The 20,537-nt window shown below is 55.4% G+C and carries 13 protein-coding genes, 1 tRNA gene and 1 pseudogene; 9 read left to right on the forward strand and 6 right to left on the reverse strand.

The window, feature by feature from the left end; all coding sequences use genetic code 11:
• Window positions 1-168 (forward strand): annotated as a pseudogene (locus EGT74_RS27445) (IS256 family transposase); the annotation flags it as partial.
• A gap of 70 nt (window positions 169-238) precedes the next feature.
• Here EGT74_RS27445 and EGT74_RS12295 read toward each other — a convergent pair.
• Window positions 239-1,030, reverse strand: coding sequence for a hypothetical protein (locus EGT74_RS12295; RefSeq protein ID WP_123846888.1), 792 nt, complete (start codon window positions 1,028-1,030; stop codon window positions 239-241).
• Between the two features lie 524 nt (window positions 1,031-1,554).
• Between EGT74_RS12295 and EGT74_RS12300 the strand changes: the two genes are divergently transcribed.
• Window positions 1,555-2,418, forward strand: coding sequence for a MoeA family protein (locus tag EGT74_RS12300; RefSeq protein WP_123846889.1), 864 nt, complete (start codon window positions 1,555-1,557; stop codon window positions 2,416-2,418).
• A 466-nt stretch (window positions 2,419-2,884) separates the two neighbouring features.
• Here the strand turns inward: EGT74_RS12300 and EGT74_RS12305 are convergent, their stop codons facing one another.
• From EGT74_RS12305 to EGT74_RS12315, 3 genes are all read right to left on the reverse strand, one after another.
• Entirely contained in the window at window positions 2,885-3,760 is an 876-nt protein-coding gene (locus tag EGT74_RS12305) for a PorP/SprF family type IX secretion system membrane protein (RefSeq protein ID WP_158618115.1), read from the reverse strand.
• Window positions 3,761-4,387: 627 nt separating this feature from the next.
• Window positions 4,388-6,694, reverse strand: a complete 2,307-nt coding sequence (gene tamL, locus EGT74_RS12310; protein WP_158618116.1) for a translocation and assembly module lipoprotein TamL — start codon at window positions 6,692-6,694, stop codon at window positions 4,388-4,390.
• A 4-nt stretch (window positions 6,695-6,698) separates the two neighbouring features.
• Complete coding sequence (locus tag EGT74_RS12315) at window positions 6,699-11,717, reverse strand: translocation/assembly module TamB domain-containing protein (RefSeq protein WP_123846892.1); 5,019 nt, start codon at window positions 11,715-11,717, stop codon at window positions 6,699-6,701.
• Between the two features lie 234 nt (window positions 11,718-11,951).
• Between EGT74_RS12315 and porG the strand changes: the two genes are divergently transcribed.
• Both porG and EGT74_RS12325 read left to right on the forward strand, forming a co-directional pair.
• On the forward strand, window positions 11,952-12,812 hold the full coding sequence (porG, locus tag EGT74_RS12320; RefSeq protein ID WP_123846893.1) for a type IX secretion system protein PorG: 861 nt from the start codon (window positions 11,952-11,954) through the stop codon (window positions 12,810-12,812).
• 297 nt (window positions 12,813-13,109) lie between these two features.
• The gene (locus EGT74_RS12325) at window positions 13,110-13,454 is read left to right on the forward strand and encodes a hypothetical protein (protein ID WP_123846894.1); all 345 of its coding nucleotides are present in this window, start codon (window positions 13,110-13,112) and stop codon (window positions 13,452-13,454) included.
• A gap of 356 nt (window positions 13,455-13,810) precedes the next feature.
• Here the strand turns inward: EGT74_RS12325 and EGT74_RS12330 are convergent, their stop codons facing one another.
• Window positions 13,811-15,394: a peptide chain release factor 3 gene (locus EGT74_RS12330; protein WP_123846895.1), complete on the reverse strand. Its 1,584-nt coding sequence runs from the start codon at window positions 15,392-15,394 to the stop codon at window positions 13,811-13,813.
• Between the two features lie 106 nt (window positions 15,395-15,500).
• Here EGT74_RS12330 and EGT74_RS12335 point away from each other — a divergent pair, with 106 nt between their 5' ends.
• The 3 genes from EGT74_RS12335 to EGT74_RS12345 all read left to right on the forward strand — a co-directional run bounded on the left by EGT74_RS12335 (window position 15,501) and on the right by EGT74_RS12345 (window position 18,583).
• Window positions 15,501-16,751, forward strand: a complete 1,251-nt coding sequence (locus tag EGT74_RS12335; RefSeq protein ID WP_123846896.1) for an ABC transporter permease — start codon at window positions 15,501-15,503, stop codon at window positions 16,749-16,751.
• A gap of 106 nt (window positions 16,752-16,857) precedes the next feature.
• Window positions 16,858-17,862 (forward strand): tRNA (adenosine(37)-N6)-threonylcarbamoyltransferase complex transferase subunit TsaD, encoded by a 1,005-nt coding sequence (tsaD, locus tag EGT74_RS12340; protein ID WP_123846897.1) that lies wholly within the window; start codon window positions 16,858-16,860, stop codon window positions 17,860-17,862.
• Between the two features lies 1 nt (window position 17,863).
• Window positions 17,864-18,583 (forward strand): tRNA1(Val) (adenine(37)-N6)-methyltransferase, encoded by a 720-nt coding sequence (locus EGT74_RS12345; RefSeq protein WP_158618117.1) that lies wholly within the window; start codon window positions 17,864-17,866, stop codon window positions 18,581-18,583.
• A 47-nt stretch (window positions 18,584-18,630) separates the two neighbouring features.
• Here the strand turns inward: EGT74_RS12345 and EGT74_RS12350 are convergent, their stop codons facing one another.
• Complete coding sequence (locus tag EGT74_RS12350) at window positions 18,631-19,860, reverse strand: NAD(P)-dependent oxidoreductase (RefSeq protein WP_123846899.1); 1,230 nt, start codon at window positions 19,858-19,860, stop codon at window positions 18,631-18,633.
• 79 nt (window positions 19,861-19,939) lie between these two features.
• Here EGT74_RS12350 and EGT74_RS12355 point away from each other — a divergent pair, with 79 nt between their 5' ends.
• Both EGT74_RS12355 and EGT74_RS12360 read left to right on the forward strand, forming a co-directional pair.
• Window positions 19,940-20,392 (forward strand): iron-sulfur cluster co-chaperone HscB C-terminal domain-containing protein, encoded by a 453-nt coding sequence (locus EGT74_RS12355; RefSeq protein WP_158618118.1) that lies wholly within the window; start codon window positions 19,940-19,942, stop codon window positions 20,390-20,392.
• A gap of 8 nt (window positions 20,393-20,400) precedes the next feature.
• A tRNA-Leu gene (locus EGT74_RS12360) sits at window positions 20,401-20,484 on the forward strand.
• Window positions 20,485-20,537 lie beyond the last annotated feature (53 nt).

Consider the following 20,537-nt stretch of genomic DNA (forward strand, 5'->3'; position numbering starts at 1 on the left):
ACAAAATCAAAAGGCGCCTTCCAATCCGAAGACGCCCTAATGAAACTTTTATTCCTCGTTCAGGAAAATATCTGCGCTAAGTGGAACAAACCGGTTCACAACTGGAATCAGACGCTTGCTCAACTATCTTTTATTATCTTTGGGGACAGGCTCAAACTCAATCTCTAACAAACTGACACACTTTATGTAATACTACCTGAGACTATTACAAATCGAAGTAAATCCAAAGGAACAATCCTCACCCAACCCTCAACACCATCCCGGCCCCCTGTTTCGCATTACCCCAAATCCCCCCGTCCGGCTCCGGTGAGCCCATCTGAATGCCTATCGCTAACATCAGCGTTTCGTCTTCAGCTGCCGCATGCGGCAGCTGCATCGTGATCGTCTGCCGGTCTGTGGGCTGTGTCAGATGCACCCAGGGTGTTTCGGCGCTTTCGCGGCTTCTCGGGTACGGGCACCGCTGGTAGTCCCATTGAGGATCGTGCATAAAGTCCTGGATAGGGCCGAAACTGAACACCAGCCGGTAGTACGACGCCTTCCACGGCGAAAACAGGTTCATCCCGGGCATGAGCGGCGGTATTTCGATGGTGGCCGTACCCCTTTCCCGGTCGATGGAAGCATGCAGCGGCTGGCGGATGATGCCGCCGAAAGGGTGAGCGCGGTTGAGTTGAAACCCTTCCAGCAGGAACCGGTACCGTGAAATCCGGATGTTTCGTTCCCCGCGATTGCCGGTGTCGCATTTGAGCTGGATTTTTTTCATGATGGCGGTCAGGGGCGGAAAGACGTTATAATCCGCCAGCCGGGCCACGGGGTGTAGCTGGTCGTGGATGTAGGCGGCGACCTTTGCACAGCCGGAAAATTCCACGTTGTTCTGCCGGGTCCGCTCGAACTCGGGGGCTTTTTTGATTCTTTTCTTCGATACCCCGCCTTTCCTGCGGACAATAATGCGGTCGATGCCGGGGAGGCGGTAGTAAGTAAAGTCACCAACGGTGCCGGTAAACTGTGTAGCGTTCGGATCAAGGAATCCCATAGTGATAGCTTTAGGGTGAAACAATAGGAACTGAATTTAACACTATTTCCTGGACCTACTAACAAGCTATTTCCCACCTAGTTAGTTCCTTCTTTTAAAAGAAGGAATCAATAAGGGATAGAGTAGGGCGGAACAAGGAAGGAACAAGGGCTCAACCCTCTGTAAATACAATGTCAATAAAGCTTTTGACCTACTTCGAGGTTTGTTATACCATAGAACAGGCGTTGAGCGAGAAAATCCTGCAATCGGATTGACTTGCCTGGAATTAATATATTGTGAGTAATTCTGTAAAATTCAGGCATATTTTAAGGTAATATGAAATTAAAATCAATAAATATCAATCAAAACTCAATAAAAACCGTATTTTACAAACAATAAATGTGGATAGAAATAATTATAATATAATTACATTCTTCACCTGAAAACCGGAGGGAGCCCAGCGGACCATTATCCTGCATGTATGTGAAAGCCGCGACGGATCCCTCCACTTTTCAGGCGCCAACAGTCCTAAAATATCGAGAGTCATGATTAGTGTTACTGCCGCCATGCAGCAAATAGCGGCCTGCCGGACAAGCTGGGGAACAGAACAGGTGCAGCCGGAACAAGCTACAGGCAGGGTGATCTCCGAAGCGCTCACCGACCAGGAAGGAAATAAACTGCTCGATACCGGTACCCGCATCAATTTTCAGCACCTGGCCCTGCTCGTGTCCGCGGGCATCCGCCAGCTGAAGGTGCACCGCCCGCCGCGCGCGGCGATACTGACGGTGGAAGGAGATACGGCGAACAACTTCACTATCGCCGGGCTGCTCGAACAAAACGGCATCATTCCGGAAACAAACGAGCGGGCCACGGGGCCGAAAAAACTGGAGGCGGCGATGAAAGAAGCGCTGGAAACGGACCTGCTCGTCATCTGCGGGGAAGAAGGGGTGCACAAGGTATTGCAGGAGCTTGGGGTGGAACAGGTGTTCCACAAAGTTCGGGCGAAGGCGCTCAAATCTTTCTGGCTGGGTTACAGCCCCACCAAAACGAGGGTCATGGTGTTCCCGGCGAACACCTTCTCGGTGCAGGTAGGCGGCAAGCTCTTCCTGGAGTCGTACATCCGGGCATGCTGGCAGCTGCCGGCCGTGCGGCCCTGGTTGCTGCCTTTCATGGAGAACCGGTCGGCGGTGAGCTCGTTCGATGAATTTGTGCCGGCCATGATGGTGAACAAAAACGGCCTGAAAATCAAAGGGCTTCACTTTCCCAAAACCGCGGAACTGGCGGCGGCCGCACAGGCGCATGGCTTCATTTACCACAGCACCGACGCGGGCAGCCTGGAGCCGGGCTCACTCGTGCCGTTCTATCCCTGGGTGGAAGGGGTGTCGCCGGCGGTCAACGGGCAACACTAAACGATTCAACGGGATGTGTCTGTCTCACGAGGCGCTGTCCTTCGTCAACGGCCAACATTAAACGATCCAACCGGAACTCATATATCTATCCCGAGAGGTGTCGCCCTCCGTCAACAGACAATACCAGGCGACTATTATCAACCAATATCAAAAAAGGGTGCCGCTTCCGCAGCGGCACCCTTCGATTTTATGGAAAAGCTGAAAAAACGATTCGTATTGCTTTGACCCGGTGGGTGTCCGGAAAATTTCCACATTGGTATCGGTACCCGTAAAGCGCCGCCGCTATCTCACCGTCCTGATCTTTATCTGCAATCCAATGCTTTGTGGTCCCGGTGATTATTCATGTCCGTTACCTTGGCAGCCTGAGCTTTATCTCTTACGTTCACTTCTATGCTGTCCGTTACCTCGGCAGCCTGCTTTCTCCCCAATCCAACGTACATACCTCTACGCCGCATCCACGCACCTCTTACCTGAACAGCCTGATCTTAATCCCCAATCCAAAATTCGCATCCACATTGGTTTTAGGCCCGGACGTCTGGGAGGTATAGCTCGCCTGCACTTCAATGGAGTTCTTGAACTGGAAGCCCACCCCGGCCGACACGGCATTGTTGGTATGGTACATCGCGAACATATTGACGGTGTTGCGGTAGAAGTTCACCTTCGCGCCCACATCACCCACCGGCTTGTAGCCTTTCACCCCGCGGAATGCCACCAGCGGTTCGATGGAATTGATCTGCGGGCATTTGGTGCCGAGTTTGTAAGACGCGGCCACGAAGAAGCTGGGTGTGCTGCGGGGCTCCACCTCGTCGCTGTTCCTGAACGTGCGGGTGATGTTCGGCAGGGAGGCCTGCAGGGTCAGTTTGTCGTTCGTATAGGCGATCCCGAAATCGGCCTGGAACTCGCTGCCCTTTTTGTTGAACGCCTCCACATAGGGGTCCTGTGGCATGTTTTTGCGTTTCTCGATGTGGCGGTTATCGATCGCGCCGGTCAGGCCGATGTGCAGGGATTCGTTGTCGTCTTCACTCAGCCGCAGATGATAGGCATAGGTGAGGGCCACCCGGTTTTGTTTGAGAGGACCGGCCTGGTCGTTGAACACGGTCAGACCGATGCCCATCTTTCTGCCCAGCCGGTAATCGCCGGTGAGCGCGAACGTTACGGGAGCGTCGGGTACTTCTTTCCATTGTTTGCGGTAACCGACGTTGATGCTCAGCCCGGAATCGGCGCCGGCCATCGCAGGGTTGGCGAGGTAGCGGTTCTGGAAATAGGAGATCATCAGCGGGTCCTGCGGGGGCATGGTTTTGTCGAAGCCCTGTGCGTGAAGCAGAACTGGCATTAAAGCCATGCAAGTCATTAATAATAAACGGGGAGTAAAAAATCTTTTCATCAAATATCAATTAGGTACAGGAAAATGAATGGGTCAAATCAAGTCGGACAGCAAATATAGAATATAATTTAAATTAAACAAAAACATTAATATGAATAAAAGTGAATGGGAGTAAGGGTTCTGGCGAATAACGGATTGGTTTTTAATCACAAAAAAAGAGCAGTTGAATAACTGCTCCAGCTGAAAAATCTTTAAAAATATGGAGGAAAGGGCGACGTAACGGTCATAATGAGCCTGGTTGATGCTTCAATCCCGGCATTACACCCCGGTATTTGCCCTCCGGGAAGGCAATGAAAAAAGGACGATGTAACGGTCATAATGAGGTCGATTGATACTTCGATCCCGGCATTGCACCTCGATATTTGCCCTCCGGGAAGGCAATGGGAAAAGGGCGACGTAACGGTCATAATGAGATCGGTTGATGCTTCAATCCCGGCATTGCACCATGATATTGTGTCTACGGTCAAAGGCAACAGGAAAGAGCGCCGCCTCAGGCTTTCAGCTGCGATTTTGAATGGAACCTTCACCCAACAGACGGCCGGGCAGGAATAGGCCGCTATGCTGGGCACAACGGGGTCGAAAACCCTAAAACGGATACCCGATCGCGATATTCAAAATCAGGTTCTCCTTCCGCCATTTCCCGTCCCCGAATGCAATCTGGTTAATGACCCAGCGTTCCCCCTGGGGCAGCCAGGGTTTCCGCAGCGGGAAAGCGATGTCGAACCGCACCAGCAGGATGGACGCATCTATCCGCAATCCCAACCCGGCGCCGACGGCGATCTCTTTTACGAAGCGGTTAAAGGCGAACACTTTCGCCTGCGCGGTATCGGGGGCTTTGCCCAGCCAGATATTACCGGCATCCACGAAGGCGGCGAGTTCAAGTAAATTGTTCGGCTTGTAGCGCAGCTCGGTGTTGAATTCGAGTTTGATGTCCCCGGCGGCGTTGGCCAGCAACAGGTTGCCGTCAGGCAGGGTATCGCGGTAAGATCCCGGGCCCAACGCCCTGGCGCGGAAAGCGCGGATGCTGTTGCTACCGCCGGTGAAAAACTGCTTCACGAAGGGCAGCGTGGGAGGAGGCAGGGTGTCGGGATTTTTCCCATAGGCGAAACCGTAACCGGCAAACAATCGGTTCACCCAGCGCAGGTTATCGCCCAACCGCCAGTAATGCCGGCCATCTACATTCACCCGGATGTACTGGGAGATCTCGTTGTTGAAGATGCGCTTCACCCCGTCGCCGGACTTCGGCACCACCAGCCCGGCGAGGTTGCCGGCGAGGTCGATATTAAACAATCCGAAGAAACTGTGATATTTCGCGGGTGATTGATTATTAAAGGTTAAGGTGTAGTTACTTCCTAAAATGAATTGTTTGGAAATGGACTGCGCCAGGGCGGGATCCTGCTTCTTTTGTTTCAGAAACTCCTCGGACTCATTCCCGGGCAGCACATAGGTGATCGCCACAGGGAACAGTTGGTGATCGATGTAACGCGTCTGTTTCCACAAATACCCGTACAGCCCGGTAAACGCGTTCAGGTTGTAGAGGTTCGGCCGGTTGAGCAGTTCGTACCCCAGACTGAACCTCGTTTTCGGCACGTACGGCGTGCGGGGATTGAACTTGATAATGGGCGTATAAAACCGCGGCATGGTGATGGCCACCTCGGCATTGGCGCTGTAAGCGTTGGTCGACAGCTGCGTGGTCTTCCCGCCCACCTGTGTTTCAAAGCCACCGCCCAGGTTAATTTCCAGCAAATTGGCCTTCCGCTGGAAGTTCCGGTTCCTGGCGGAAATCTTCACCTGCGATCCCACGAACCCGTTCGACTTGGAGGTGCCGGACACTTCGAATTGCAGCGACCGCTTGGGATAGGGGGTCAGGAAAAAACGGGCGAACAGCAGGGCACTGTCGCGCACGGGCCTGAAGTTGCCGCGCACGAACTTGAACGTACCGAGGTTCACCAGCCTTTGCAGGGTAATATTGTGGGAACTTATCCGGTACAGGCTGTCACGCTGCAAAAACACGCTCCGGTCGAATACGATGGGCTTATAGAGCGAATCGGGGTCGATGATGGTGAAGTTCTGGTATTTGACGCCGGGGGTGTTCCGCTGCACGCTGTCTTTGGTCAGGTCGTAATTGGTGTAGAGCTCCACCTCCTTCATCCAGTACTGCCGGATGGCGGTGGCGGGGGTATTGGGCTTCAGCCGCACGTACAGGTCTACCTGGCCTTTCAGCGTACTGTCGATCTGTACGAGCATGTAATCCGGCGTGAAATAATAAAAACCCTCTTCTTTCAGATGGTCGTGTATCCGTTCGCGTTCGGCCTTGATACGGTCGAGACTGAAATTGTCGCCTGGCTTCAGTAAAGTTCTCCGGGTGTTTTTCATGATCTCGCGGGCCAGCACGCCGGTGTCGGTATCGAACCGCACCCGGTGGATGGTGTACCGGTGGTTGGGCGTGGCGGTAAACTCCACGCTGGCCTTTTTCTTCCCTTTATTTTTGATCTCATGGGTCACTTCGGACTGGAAATACCCGTTGTCTTCGAGATAGCTGTTCAGGATATCGTCGTTCCGGTCTGCATTCAGCTGGCTGAGCAGCACGGGCGGCTCGCCCCATTTTTTGCGCAGCAGGTAATTGAGGCCTTTGCCTTTCGGTTCTTTCCCGAGGTTGTACAGCCATAATTTAAACGGCATGCCGAGGAACTTGCGGTTGGGGGTGGGGCGCACCCTGCTGTCCATCGCGCTTTTAAGATCGCTGTAATCCTTCGGTTTTTTCTTTTCCGTCCATTTGATCTCGTGGCCGGTGTACAGGCGGTCGCCCTCCGGCACGGTGCGGGTGGTGGAACAGGCTGCCCATACTGCCAGCAGCCCCATTAGTAAAAGATATCGTGCAAATGTCTTCATGTCGCTATTTGGTTTCCTTGCGCAGGCGCTCCTGTTTCTTTTCTTCTTTTTTCCTGCCGAATATTTCCCGGAACTCGTCATAATCCATGATGAGCATAAAAGTGAGCCCGGTTTCCACGATCTGCCCCTGCACCACGGTTTCGGTCACGTTCCGCTGGTACGCCCTGATGCGGTAGCGCCCGTCGGGCGTGAGGGTGTACTCGGCGGATACGTCGCCGATGATGGAGCTGGCGTCCTGCCCCTTCGTCTGTGATCCGGCGATGCCGATGTTGGAGCCCACGCTCACGGTGAGGCGGTCGCTGAACAGGCGTTTGCTCACATCCACCTTCAGGTTGGTGCTTTCTTCGCGGCTGCCGGCATCGGTGTATTCGTTCTCGCTCTGGAGGTCGAAGTTCACGTCAAAGCCTTTCACGAGGCTGCCGGCGAGATTGTTCAGCTGCTGCGACACGATCTTGCTCACACTTTTGCGGGCGATGTCTTCGGCCGCGCTGCCGCTCTTGCTGTCGAGCTGGTCGAACGGATTCTCGGAAATGAACCGGTTGAGCACCAGCAGCCCCATTACCTGCTTGTTCAGTTCGGAAGGCACCTGGTTGATCTGTTTGATGCGGGTATAGATCATACCGCCCAGCGCGCCCTGTTCGCGTTCGGGCATGTCGAGCTCGAAGGCGATGTCGGGTTTGAGCAGTTCCTTGGTGATCTTCAGGTACACCTCCACGGGCACTTTCTGGTTGAAACGGCCGCGGGTGGGGTCGGAGGAAGAGATCTGGTCCTGCACCAGGTCGCCGGCCACGGCATTCACGTCGTAGCGGGCGGTGATGTTCACGTCGGCGCTCAGCGGGTCGCCGTTCCAGATGATGGTACTGCCTTTGACGATCTTGAACTCACGTTTGATCAGCTGGTTGAGCGACATCTGGTATTTACCGTCGTCGATCTCATAACGCCCCGTCAGGCTCATTTTGCTGCTGGGGTCCATACTGAAGTTGAGGGTGGCGTTGCCTTTCACCTCCAGGTAATCTCCGTTGGCGCGGTCGATCACGATTTTCATGGACGATTCGGGTGTTACGGTGATGTCGCCGGAAAACACAAAGCCCTTCAGGCCGGTGGCCACCACCTTGGCGGTGTCTTTCAGGCGCAGCGTGGTGTCGAGCCACATGGCGGGGTCAATGAACTCAATCACGCCGGCGCGGTCGGCGATGCCGGGGTCTTCCTCGGGTATCAGCACGGTTACCTGCGATTTTTCGCGGAGCTTCAGTTTCATTTCCACGCGGGGGAGGTCGAGCGTGCCGCGGATGCGGGCGGTTACGTCTACATAGGCAGGGCCGTAAAAATACTGGTCGGGGTCGTTCATGGCCTGCGGGCCGAGCGCCTGGAAGTTTTCGGCGGCCAGCTCAAGCTGCAGCTGGAATTTCTCCAGGTCTTTCGTCAGTATCTGCCCGTTGATCACGGCCTCGTTGCCGCTGCTGTCGGCGATCACGAACTGGTTGAAACGGATGCCCTGGTCGTCGAGCTTCAGGTCTTCGGAAGGCAGCTGTATGATGCTGTTGATGGCCGTTACGCGGCCTTTCACTTTTTCGAAATGCAGGTCGCCCCGGACGATGGGCTTATCCATCGTGCCTCTCAACGTAACGGTGCCGCTGGTGGCGCCGCTCATCGTGGTCACGTTGCCGAAGGTGAACGGCTCCACGCTTTTCATATTGAGTTTGGCGATGTCGAGCCGGAGGTCCATGACGTCGGCATAAGTGCCCTGGAGCGTCAGGTCGTTGTCGTTGCCCTTGACGGTGGCGTTGAGGGTCACGGCATTTTGGGCGTTGGTCTGCGCGGTGAGGTCGAGGGTGCCGATGGCGGCGCCCATCGCGGTGAGACTGTCTATTTTCAGTTTGCCGTCGATGGTGGGCATGGCGTCGAGGTTGCTGATCGTGATGCTGCCGTTGCTGATGCCTTCGGCCAGCGCGGTGTCTTTTTCAATGAGGCTGGTTACGGTGCTGAGGCGGAAGTCTTTGAGGCTGACCGTCAGGTCGGGCAGGGTAGCGCCCGCGGCGCGTTCGCCGGTAACGATCTTCAGTTCCTGGCTGCCCTGCTGCAGGCCGATGTCGGCAAAGGCCACGCCGCCGTTGTGTATGACGACGTTATTATCCCCGCTCACGTTCCAGGCCTGCCGGTTGAGCAGCAGGTCCTTTTTAAGGGAAATCAGCAGGCTGTCGTGCTCGGCGAACCGTACCAGGCCGCCTAGTTTATATTTCGGGCGGTTGAGGTCGCGGCCCATCACCAGGTCCCAGTCGAGCAGGCCGCCCTGGGCCGACACGTCGAAACTGGTGCGGCGCAGCGGTATCTGCGGGTGATGCAGGGCGCCCAGCAGCACCTTGGCCTCCATGCGGCTGGTATCCGCGGAAATATCGGCCAGCAGGGTATCTACCTTGAAAGAGTCGTATCGCATGGTGGGCACGGCGATGTGCGCCACTACAAAGTTGCTGTCGGTGTCCATCCGGCCGTTAAGCGTAATGGGTTTGGGCAGGTCGATGTCGGGCAGCAGTTTGCGGAGCGATTTGGGAATGGAAATGCTGCCGCTGAACTGCATCCAATGGCTCTCGTGCCGCGTGGCGGCAGGGGGTGCCTTGGCGGCCAGGTGCCGGGTCACCAGGTCGCTGGCGGCGGTGGCGAAGGTCTGGTAGTTAAAATCCCCGAACGCGCGCACGAAACCGAACGGCCCGGTGAGCATGATCTCCTGGAGGCTGTCGGCCGCGGTGGCTTTCAGCAGGATGCTGTCCATCGCGTACATCTCCTTATCGTCGGTCAGCTGGATTTTATGGATGGCGGCAAACCCGGTGAGGCGGCGGGGGGAGAGGTTGGTCACCTCGGCATCCAGGCACGATTTGACGGTCATGGGGCTGGTGGTGAAGTTCGTGGCGAACAGGTCCAGCTTGTCGAGGTCCACTTTGGCCACGATGTCGGGGCGAAGGGTATCGAGCCGACCGGATGCTTCGAACCGCGCCTTCGCATTGGGGTCGGCGATGTTGCCCTTCACGGCGTAAGCGCCTTTTTGCAGGCTGCCGTCTATTTTAATATCCTGGTAGGTATAACGGTTATAGGTAAACGAACGGATGTCGATATTGGCCTTCGCCGATGCGGTCTGCGGGTCGGTGCCGCTGCCTTTGGCGGTAACCAGCCCGCTGAGGTTGCCCATGGCGGTGTCGCCCAGCAGCCGGCCCAGCTGAAGGCGGTCGGCATGGAGGGCTACGTCGTACCGGATCTTTTTGGGGTCCATAAAACTGGCCAGTTCGCCTTTGAGGGTAGCGTTCCCCATGTCTGTACTCAGCGCCAGGTTGGGCCTGATGACCTGCATGCCGCCGCGGGCGCTGCCGGTGAGCGACAGGCGGTTGGGCAGCTGCACGGAAGCGGGCAGGGTGTTGGGGGGTAACCACGACTGCACGCCACGCCGGCTGCTTTCGAGTTTGATGTTCACCAGGTCGGCGCCCATCCTTTCAGGGTCGGTCACCTGGTAGGCGGTGCCTTTTACATAGAGGTAATTCTGGTCGTTGTCTTTCACCTCCAGCCCGGGAATGTTCAGTTGGGCGAGGTTGCCCTTCACGCTACCGTGCATGGATAAACGCTTTTTCCAGAGGGGTTGCAGGGAGGCGTTGGTCCGCATCTCCGGCACAAAAAACAGCGCTTCCTTCATGGCCAGCGAGGAGGGTCGGATGTCCGCATTCACTTCCAGCAAGGAAAGCCGGTCGGCCACGGTCGCCCAGGCATCCGTTTTCAGGTGCACGTCCGCGTCTACCTTGCTTTCGGCGGTCTGGAGCAGGAAATTGCCCAGCTGCACTTCCTGGTTGGTGTAGCGCACTTTGCCTTTGAGGGCTTTGAGCTGCAGGCCGCTTTGTTCCTGCACGGCGGCGCCGCGGATATCCACAAGTGTGCTGTCTGCACTATAATACAGGTTGTCTGCGTTGATCGTCAGCTGGCGGATGCTCAGGTGGTTATAGTCGACCGCACCGCGGTAGGGCAATGGTTTTGCGAGGTGATTGTTCATGTCGAAGTCCACCCCGTTGACCGACACTTTCCTGGCGGCCACCGTCCAGGTATTGGGTGAAGCCGTAGTGTCGTCCGGTGTTTGCAGGGTATCGAGCGGCTGGTAGAAGTCGAGGGCGGATTTGGTTTTCTCCACCACCATTTCATCGGCGGCGATGAGGGTGTTCACGAGGTCGAACCGCGCCTTCCGGAGCTGCACCTTCCCGATGCTCCCCGTGGAGGCCAGCCCGCTGCTTTCGTCTTTATACGACCATTGTGCGTTGCGGATGGCGAACTCCCGCACGGCCAGGTCGAACGGTGTGGCCGAAGTGTCCGGCGGCCCGGTATCGGGAACCGGGGGGCGGTATTGCTGCAGGATGGAGGCGGTCAGCCCGTCGAGCAGGAAGTTTTTGATATAATAGATGCCCTTGCCGGGACTGAGCGTGTCCGGTAGGGCTTCCAGTTTATGAAGGTCTATACTGGCGAGCATGCCGCCGAGCGAGTCGTTGAAATTTACGTGTATACGTTGGAGCTGGATGTCGCCGATCTGGTACTCGAGGGTGGTGCCGGACTCTTCGATGAGGGTGTCTTCCTTCGCGCCCGGGCTGCCGAAGGCGTCGATGGCGAACTGGTAATTGAACGCGGAATCGCCCGCGGGGCGGTAGATGTTGACCACGGCGTTTTCCCAGCGGACGGTATTTATTTTCAGTTCGTTATTGAGAAGGCCGAGGAGGTTGTATTTCACGGCCAGTTCGCCGCTGGAAAGGAGGGTATCTTTCCTGGTATCGCCGATATAGACGCCTTTGAGCGTCATGGAGTTCCACCAGCTGAACCGGAGGCTGGCGATGTTGACTTCCGTTTTTAATTGCCTGCGCAGGTAAGCTTCGGCTTTGGAGCGCATAAAATCCTGCACCACGGGCAATTGCAGCAGCAGCAACAGCACAACGGGCAGCAAAAGCAAGGTCAGCACGCTCCATATGATCCAGCGTAAAATCTTTTTCCGGCGGGGGGTAGTCACGTATTAATTACAATTTATATCGGTAAATGGTTACAACCAATCAAATATTGTACCTCCGCGCAAAAATAAGGCATTAGGGGCTATGATGGCGGAGAATGGAGATTATAATCATATGATTATAATTGTAATAACAGGGAAAATTGTATAATTTCGTCCCCGGTTATAGGCGTTATAAATACTTAAAATGGCATTGCAGCGTTCTAATAATCAGTAACCTGTTAAAACCATACCACCTTGAAAAAGATCATCGGGTTTGTTTTATTCATCTCTGCCCCTTTCATTTGTTCTGCACAGGATTGGCATGTGGGCCTTATTGCCGGGATCAGTAATTACAGCGGGGACCTTTCCGAAAAACGCGTCGACTTCCGGTATACCCGCCCCATGGTGGGTATCATGGTGAAGAAGGATATGAACCGTTATCTCACGCTGCGGGCAGGCTTCAGCTTCGGCATGATCGCCGCGGCAGACAGCACCAATAAAAGCATCGCATTACAGGCACGTAACCTCAGCTTCCGTTCCAATATCTGGGAAGGGCAGCTTGGCGCCGAATGGAATATCCTGGACATCGATGAAAAAGGTTTCACCCCGTACATATTCGGCGGTGTGGCCCTCTTCAGTTTTTATCCCTGGGCGAAAGACGTGGACGGTAACAAAATAGCCCTGCGCCGTTTGAGCACCGAAGGGCAGGGGTTGCCGCAGTATCCCGAAAGAGGGAACCAGTATGCCCTGCACCAGGTATCGATACCTTTCGGCGCCGGTTTCAAATACCTGTTCACCGACCGCTGGACGCTGGGCGTCGAGATCGGCCTGCGCCCCACCTTCACCGATTATCTCGATGACGTGAGCACCGGTTACATCGACCAGAACACCCTGCTCGCGGAAAGGGGACAGCTGGCGGTAGACATGGCCTACCGGGGCGATGAGGTAGGGCACAAAATGCCGGCCGGCACTTACCCGCTCGACGGCGCGCAACGCGGTTCCGCGAAACATAAAGACTGGTACAGCTTCTCCGGCATCACGGTGATGTACCGTTTCGGTAGCGGCAGCGGTGGCGGCGGAAGGAGCACCAATTTTTCCCGCTGCTTCAAAATGTAAAAATATTATTTGGCATGAAGGTTGTTGATAAGAGATTATCACACCCCCAATCAAGTCCACATAGAAAAAAGGAAAAGACTGCTTTTATTGGCAGTCTTTTTTTATTGCATTCACGCATGCGACGCGAATTCAAATCTTCCCGAACGGTGATGGAAATGTGAAACCCCTTCCAGTAAAGGCTTTCAGAAGAAACAACCATATTGGCATACTTCTTGAATTTACTGCAGTAAGCCCGTCCGCCGAAATCAAAAAGGGGACAACGGGCTTCGAAAAACCAATTTTCTAAAACAGCAGGCTATGAAGAAGCTACTTCTGGTAACGCTCCTGGTGGGAGCAGCGTATGCAACGCAGGCACAGCGACGAGGCTACGACCATTATCCGCAACGCACCGTGTATTCAGACCGTTACGAGCGCCACGACCGTGACGACGACTGGGATGATGACGACAGGCGTGGCAGGGGCCATGGTCATGGGCATTACAAGCACAAGAAGTACAAGCACCGTGACTACCGCAGAGACGATTGTTATCGTGAAGAAAGAGTGGTGGTAGTAAGGCCTCGCTATCCGTACCCTCCTCCGCCGCCACCGTTCCCGGTTCCGCGCAGGCCCAGGGTATCCGGTGTCATCGTGTTCGGTAACTAACACGCACCTTTGCCAACATTAACCTAATTTATTCTTGTTGTCACAATAACCTGGACCGGGCCGCTTTTTCAGCGGCCCCTTTTTTGCCACCGCTTTTATCCAGATTGTGTTATCAAACCCCAGGGCCCCGGTTCACCGGGGTCTCTTTGTTTGCCGCATCCCCGGCATACCAATAGAAGCGGCTGCACCAGGAACCGGTACAGCCGCTTTTATTTTTCCGCATTTCGCAAATCTGATTCCCGAACTCGTAAACCATTGCGCGGATACAATGATAGTTTTACAGCCATCTTTATTTCACGCAATAATTGAGTTGGTCGTACATGCAAACGGCGCCTTTTAAGGCGCCGTCTTTATTTTTATTTGTGGATTTCAGAGCTGAAATGGAACTCGATGTCCGGGTTGTTGGCCCGTTCGGTGTTCAGGTACCATTCGGACTGGGCGAGGTATACGAGATGCCCGTCTTTGTCCTGCACCACGTTCGCGCCTTTGAAGCGGGTGAACTCTTCGAGTTTCTTTTTATCGCCGGTGATCCAGCAGGCTTTGTAGAAAGGCAGTGTATTGAACTGGCACGAAGCGCCGTATTCCTGGAGCAGGCGGTACTGGATCACTTCAAACTGGAGGTCGCCCACGCAGCCGATGATCTTGCGGTTGCCGTTGTGCTGGGTGAACAGCTGGGCCACGCCTTCGTCCGTCAGCTGGGAAATGCCTTTTTCCAGCTGCTTGGTTTTCATCGGGTCTTTGTTCACCAGTTCCTTGAACAGTTCGGGCGAGAAGCTGGGAATGCCGGTGAAATAAAAATCTTCGCCTTCGGTGAGGGTGTCGCCGATCTTGAAGTTGCCGGTGTCGAACAAACCTACTACATCGCCGGGGAAGGCATCGTCCACGATATTTTTCTCACGCGCCAGGAAGCTGTAAGGGTTGGCGAAGCGCACGTCTTTGTCGAGGCGCACGTGATGGAAGTATTTGTTCCGCTCGAACTTGCCGGAGCACACGCGCAGGAACGCGATGCGGTCGCGGTGACGGGGATCGAGGTTGGCGTGTATCTTGAAAATGAAGCCGGAGAATTTGTCTTCCGTCACTTTTACCTGGCGGGTGCTGGCTTCGCGGTCGCGGGGCGTGGGGGCGATCTCCACGAAAGTATCGAGCAGGTCCTTCACGCCGAAGTTATTCACGGCGCTGCCGAAAAATACGGGCGCCAGTTTGCCTTCGAGGTAAGGCTGTTTGTCGAACGTATCGTACACGCCTTCGATCAGCTCCACATCGTTGCGCAGCTGCGCGGCATCCTGCGCGTTGAACAGTTCGTCCACTTCCTTGCTGCTCAGGTCAGAGAGGGGCACGATGTCTTCATCGGTGGCCTTGCGGTTGGCGGCGAAGGAAACGAAACTTTTATCGTAGAGGTTGTATACGCCTTTGAAGTCTTTACCCATGTTGATGGGCCAGCTGAGAGGGCGTACGCGGATGTTGAGCAGTTCTTCCAGTTCGTCGAGCAGGTCGAAGGGGTTTTTACCGTCGCGGTCGAGCTTGTTCACGAAAATGATCACAGGCGTATCACGCATGCGGCATACTTCCATGAGTTTTTTGGTCTGCTCTTCCACGCCCTTCACGCAGTCGATCACCAGTACCACACTGTCTACCGCCGTGAGGGTGCGGTAGGTGTCTTCCGCAAAGTCTTTGTGGCCCGGGGTATCGAGCAGGTTCACGAGAATGTCGCGGTATTCGAAGGTCATCACGGAAGTGGCCACGGAGATACCTCTCTGGCGCTCGATTTCCATGAAGTCGGAGGTAGTATGTTTTTTGATCTTGTTGGACTTCACCGCGCCGGCCGTCTGGATAGCGCCCCCGAAAAGGAGGAATTTCTCCGTGAGGGTGGTTTTACCGGCATCCGGGTGGGCGATGATGGCGAATGACTTCCTTTTATTGATCTCGTTCAGGTATTTCATTATTTTATAAATGGCTGCAAAGGTAACTATTTCTCCGAAAACCCTGCTTTACGACCTTTCTTCCTATTCGAATTGTCCGCATCACATTATATGCTAAATTTGAAATATGCTTTCTACCCTTAAAATATTGTGGAGCAGTTTCAAAATGGCCCTGCAGGAGCTGCGGGTCAACAAACTCCGCACGTTTTTGTCGCTGCTGGGCATCACCATCGGCATTTTCTGCATTATTGCCGTGCTGACGGTGACGGACAGTATGGAAAGCACTATCCGGAACGACCTGAAGTCGCTCGGCACCAACGTGGTATACCTCCAGAAGTGGCCCTGGGACGGCGATGGCGAATGGTGGCGGTACATGAACCGCCCCGAGCCGGAATATTCCGAAATGAGATCGATCAAGGAAAAGGTGGCCACGGCCGATGCGGTGACTTACCTCTTTTCTTCCGGTGGCCGCAAAATCGAATTCGGCGCCGATTATATGGAGAACGTGGAGTTGCTGGCCGTGACGATGGACCTTGACAAGATGCAGGCCGTGGACATCGCGGCCGGCCGTTATTTCAGTCCTTCCGAGCTCATGAACGGCAGTAATGTGATCGTGCTGGGGGCCAATATCTGGGAAGGCCTCTTTTTCACGGCCGACGCGGCCGTGGGCAAGGTGGTCCGCTTTTCCAACCGCAATTGCAAAGTGGTGGGCGCCCTGAAAAAGAAAGGGGAAAGCATGATGGGCGGCGTTTTCGGGGATAATACGGTGATCATGCCGTACCTGTTCGCCCGGACCATTATCGACGAAAGGCGTTTCGCCGACCCGTTTTATATGATACGCGCGCGGCCTGATGTGGCCGTGGGTGAGCTGAAAGACGACCTCACCGGGGCGATGCGGGCCATTCACCGGCTGAAGCCCACGCAGGACAACGACTTCGCCCTCAACGAAATCACCACCGTGCAGGGAGAGCTCGAGTCCGTATTCAGCGTGCTGAACATCGCCGGCTGGCTGATCGCGGGGTTTGCCCTCGTGGTGGGCGGTTTCGGCATCGCCAATATCATGTTCGTGACCGTAAAGGAAAGGACCAATATTATCGGCCTGAAAAAGGCCATCGGCGCCCGCCCGGGCATCATCCTGCTCGAATTCCTGCTCGAAGCCATCCTGCTCTGCCTGATCGGCGGAGGATTGGGGCTGCTGCTGGTATTTTCGGGCACCCTGATAGCCGGTAACATGTTCGACAGCTTCCAGATCGCCCTGTCTACCGGGAATATCGTGCTGGGCCTGTCCATCTCCGCGATCGTGGGCATCCTCGCCGGTTTCATCCCCGCATTCACCGCCAGCCGCCTCGACCCGGTGGTGGCCATCCGCAGCAATTAACGGAAGTTGACCCGACAGGTAACCGGCGTTTCCGCCGGCCGGGCGACCTTTGCTTTCAAGGCATGGCCTCCCAAAAATCGAATAATGTGGTACCTTTGCGCCTCGTATGCCAGTCAACATATTAGCCATAGAATCTTCGTGCGACGAAACGAGCGCTTCCGTGATCGCCGACGGGAAGGTGTTATCCAATATCATCGCCAACCAGACCGTGCATGAACAGTACGGCGGCGTGGTGCCCGAGCTGGCTTCGCGCGCGCACCAGGAGAACATCGTGCCCGTGGTGGACCTCGCGCTGAAAAAAGCCGGCATGCAGCCCGCAGATCTCAGCGCCGTAGCCTTTACACAGTCGCCCGGCCTCATCGGCTCCCTGCTGGTGGGCAGCTGTTTCGCCAAATCGATGGCGCTGGCGCTGGATGTGCCGCTGATCGGGGTGCATCACATGCAGGCGCACGTGCTGGCTAATTTCATCGAAGAGCCGAAACCCGCTTTTCCATTTCTCTGCCTCACCGTATCCGGCGGCCACACCCAGATCGTGCATTGCGACGGCCCGCTCGACATGCGGATCATCGGCGAAACGCTCGACGACGCGGCGGGAGAGGCCTTCGATAAAAGCGCGAAACTGCTGGGGCTCCCGTATCCCGGCGGCCCGCTGATCGACAAGTATGCCCAGACCGGCAATCCCGCCCGGTTCAAATTCCCCGAACCGCAGATCCCCGGGCTCAACTTCAGTTTCTCCGGCCTGAAAACGGCCATTTTATATTTCCTGCAGGAAAACAAGGCGAAGAACCCCGGTTTCGTGGAAGAAAACCTCGCCGATATCTGCGCCTCCATCCAGCATAGAATCATTACCATCCTGATGAACAAGCTGGTGAAAGCCGCCGCCGAAACCGGCGTAACGGAGATCGGCATCGCCGGCGGGGTAAGCGCCAATTCCGGTTTGCGCAAGGCGCTGGCCGAATACGGCGAAAAACACGGCTGGAAAACGTACATCCCGAAATTCGAATATTGCACGGACAATGCGGCCATGATCGCCATTTCCGCGCATTACAAATACCTGGCCGGCCGCTTCACCCCGATGGATGCGGTGCCCAGCGCCAGGGCGGTGTTTTGATATGGGGAATCAATATTTTCAATTCAAACAGTTCACGGTGCAGCAGGCGGGGAGCGCCATGAAAGTCTGTACGGACGCCTGCATCCAGGGGGCGTTCACGGCGGCGTATATACGCGAACAGCTGCCGGGCGCAAGTCCCGTGCTCGACATCGGCGCCGGTACCGGCCTGTTAAGCCTTATGCTGGCCCAATCCGGCAACGGCACGATAGACGCCGTAGAGCTGGATGCCGCGGCGGCGCAGCAGGCGGCTGAAAACTTCGCCGCGTCGCCCTGGAGCGAACGCCTCCGCGTATTTCACACGGACATTGCCCATTTCAACCCGGCGCAACGGTACCCCTTCATCATCACCAATCCCCCTTTTTTCGACAACGACCTGCAAGGCCCGCACCAGCGGCGCACGGCGGCGATGCATACCGTTACGCTGGGGTATGAGGCATTGCTTGAAGCCATCATCAGGCTATTGGCGCCCGGCGGTTCCTTTTCGATCCTGTTGCCCCGCGGGGGATTCGACCGCTTCCGGCGGATGGCGGAAAATGAAGGATTTGTATTGCGGAAATTGCTGGAGGTACGGCAAACGACCGGCCACAGCCCCTTCCGGAGCATCGGCATATTCGGCCCTGCTGCGGAGCCGCAGCGCGAAGAGCTGGTGATTTACAATGAGCAAAGGCAGTACACCCCGGCCTTTGTTACGCTGCTGAAGGATTATTACCTGTACCTGTAGCATAATCGGTCAGGTAGGCATACCGCCTGGTAAGGCGATCGGCGTCGTTACGCTGCTGAAGGATTATTACCTGTAGCATAATCGGTCAGGTAGGCATACCGCTTCGTAAGACCGTTGGCATCCGCGATGGTCGCTTTTTCGATCATGTCGCTCCGGCCTTTCATCAATTCATCGAACACATATTTCATCAGGTGATCGCCGAAGAACTGCGAAGCGTCGCGCGGCAGTTCGTTAGGGAGGTTGCCCACGCACATCATGGTCACGCCGTCTTCATCGTAAGGCCCGGTTTTCTCCCGTGTGTAGCGGTTTACGCCGTAGGAGGGGTTTTCGATGGTGGCATCGCCCAGGTTGCAGGGAATGGAGCCGTTTTTATCGTCGGTGATGTCCGCGATCACTTTGATGCGGAAATTGTCTTTGGTGAGGTCGTCCCAGCTGAAGAGGCGCTCGATGTTCTTATCCCAGTAGATGCCGTTGAGGAGGATGTCGCTGCACGTCACGTACGGCAGGAATTTACAGTCGTACGCGCCGGGGTTGGCATGGAAGTCTTCCCGGCTGTAGGTTTTATCCGTTTTGCGGAGATACAGCTCGCCTGCCTTCAGCTGTGTATAGACCGGGTAGGCGTATTCGTTGATGAGGAATTCCTCCGGCGGGATGTATTTGATGCCCAGCAGGCCCATTACTTCCAGGATGCCCGCCGTTACGCGGCCGGAGCCTGTGGCGACGATTTTCAGCGGGGGGAGCTTGACGCCGAAGTAGTGGGTGATGAGCTCCTGGAAGTCGTGGCACTCGTGCACCCTTTTGAAATCAAACGTGCCGGTGCGGCGCCCGTATTCGAGCAGCCCGTTGTGCGCGCCCACGACGCCCGCGAAGAAGCCGAAGCCCAGGATGCGCTGGCCGTCTTCATGCACGAGGCATTCATAGTCGATGAGCGTGATTTTTTTCTCCAGTATATCGTGCAGCATGGCCTGGTTCTGCGGCTGCTGCTTTTTGGTGTGCGAAAAGAAAAGGTAGGTTTTGCCCGGCAGCAGTTTTTCCACCGGCACTTCTTTAATCCCGAGGAGGATGTTGCAATGGGACAGGTCTTCACTCATCCGGATGCCGGCCGCGCGGTATTCCTCGTCCTTAAAACAGCGGTGGGGAGAGGGTTGTACGGTGATCAGCACATGCGGGTAATGCGTCATGATCCACTGGCACTGCATGGGGGTGAAAGCGACGCGGTTGTCCTGCGGTATTTTTTCCTCCCTGATGAGCCCGATCTGTACTACGTGGTTTGCCATGAGATTGTTTAGGGTATTTGAAACGAATGCATGCAACATTACTGTAAATTTGCATTTTAGCAAAATCAGGATAGTGGCCATGAATTACTTTGAAATGTTTAATATACCGGTGTCGCTGGAGGTGCATGAAGGCCTGCTGCAGCAGCGGTACCTGGGCATGCCGGGCACGGACGAAAACAGGGAGGCGTACCTGACGCTGGTGGATCCCTGCCGGCTGCTGCCGTATGTGCTCGAACTGAAGGGCGTGCTGCGGCCCGGCGAAAAGATGCAGCTGCCGCATATGTTCATGATGGAAATGATGCCGCTGGGAGAGCAGCTGTTTGCCCTGGAGGCGGCGCCGGAGGGGGAGGTACTGAAATTCAGGCGGCAGATGGAGAAACTGCTGGCCCGGATGTGGGCCGAAGTGGAGCCCATCGGGGAGCTGACCCCCGAAAAACTGCAGGAGCTCAAAGAACTGCATTTCAAGCAAAAATATTTGTTGCGGATGTTGGAGAGAATCTCTACATTTGCATCCCGCGATCAGGTTTTATGACCTGGTTTGCCCAGATGGCGGAACTGGTAGACGCGCTAGACTCAAAATCTTGTTTCGGCAACGGAGTGCAGGTTCGATTCCTGTTCTGGGCACACCTGAAAATCAGGAAATTTTAAAGGCCATCATTTTGATGGCCTTTTTGTTT

The organism is Chitinophaga lutea, assembly GCF_003813775.1.
GTDB lineage: Bacteria > Bacteroidota > Bacteroidia > Chitinophagales > Chitinophagaceae > Chitinophaga > Chitinophaga lutea.

What these genes read in the sequence shown, in the direction of transcription:
- EGT74_RS12295 (WP_123846888.1), bottom strand. Translation starts at nt 1,030, where the DNA reads ATGGGATTCCTTGATCCGAACGCTACACAGTTTACCGGCACCGTTGGT.
- EGT74_RS12300 (WP_123846889.1), top strand. Translation starts at nt 1,555, where the DNA reads ATGATTAGTGTTACTGCCGCCATGCAGCAAATAGCGGCCTGCCGGACA.
- EGT74_RS12305 (WP_158618115.1), bottom strand. Translation starts at nt 3,760, where the DNA reads ATGGCTTTAATGCCAGTTCTGCTTCACGCACAGGGCTTCGACAAAACC.
- tamL (WP_158618116.1), bottom strand. Translation starts at nt 6,694, where the DNA reads ATGAAGACATTTGCACGATATCTTTTACTAATGGGGCTGCTGGCAGTA.
- EGT74_RS12325 (WP_123846894.1), top strand. Translation starts at nt 13,110, where the DNA reads ATGAAGAAGCTACTTCTGGTAACGCTCCTGGTGGGAGCAGCGTATGCA.
- EGT74_RS12330 (WP_123846895.1), bottom strand. Translation starts at nt 15,394, where the DNA reads ATGAAATACCTGAACGAGATCAATAAAAGGAAGTCATTCGCCATCATC.
- EGT74_RS12335 (WP_123846896.1), top strand. Translation starts at nt 15,501, where the DNA reads ATGCTTTCTACCCTTAAAATATTGTGGAGCAGTTTCAAAATGGCCCTG.
- tsaD (WP_123846897.1), top strand. Translation starts at nt 16,858, where the DNA reads ATGCCAGTCAACATATTAGCCATAGAATCTTCGTGCGACGAAACGAGC.
- EGT74_RS12345 (WP_158618117.1), top strand. Translation starts at nt 17,864, where the DNA reads ATGGGGAATCAATATTTTCAATTCAAACAGTTCACGGTGCAGCAGGCG.
- EGT74_RS12350 (WP_123846899.1), bottom strand. Translation starts at nt 19,860, where the DNA reads ATGGCAAACCACGTAGTACAGATCGGGCTCATCAGGGAGGAAAAAATA.
- EGT74_RS12355 (WP_158618118.1), top strand. Translation starts at nt 19,940, where the DNA reads ATGAATTACTTTGAAATGTTTAATATACCGGTGTCGCTGGAGGTGCAT.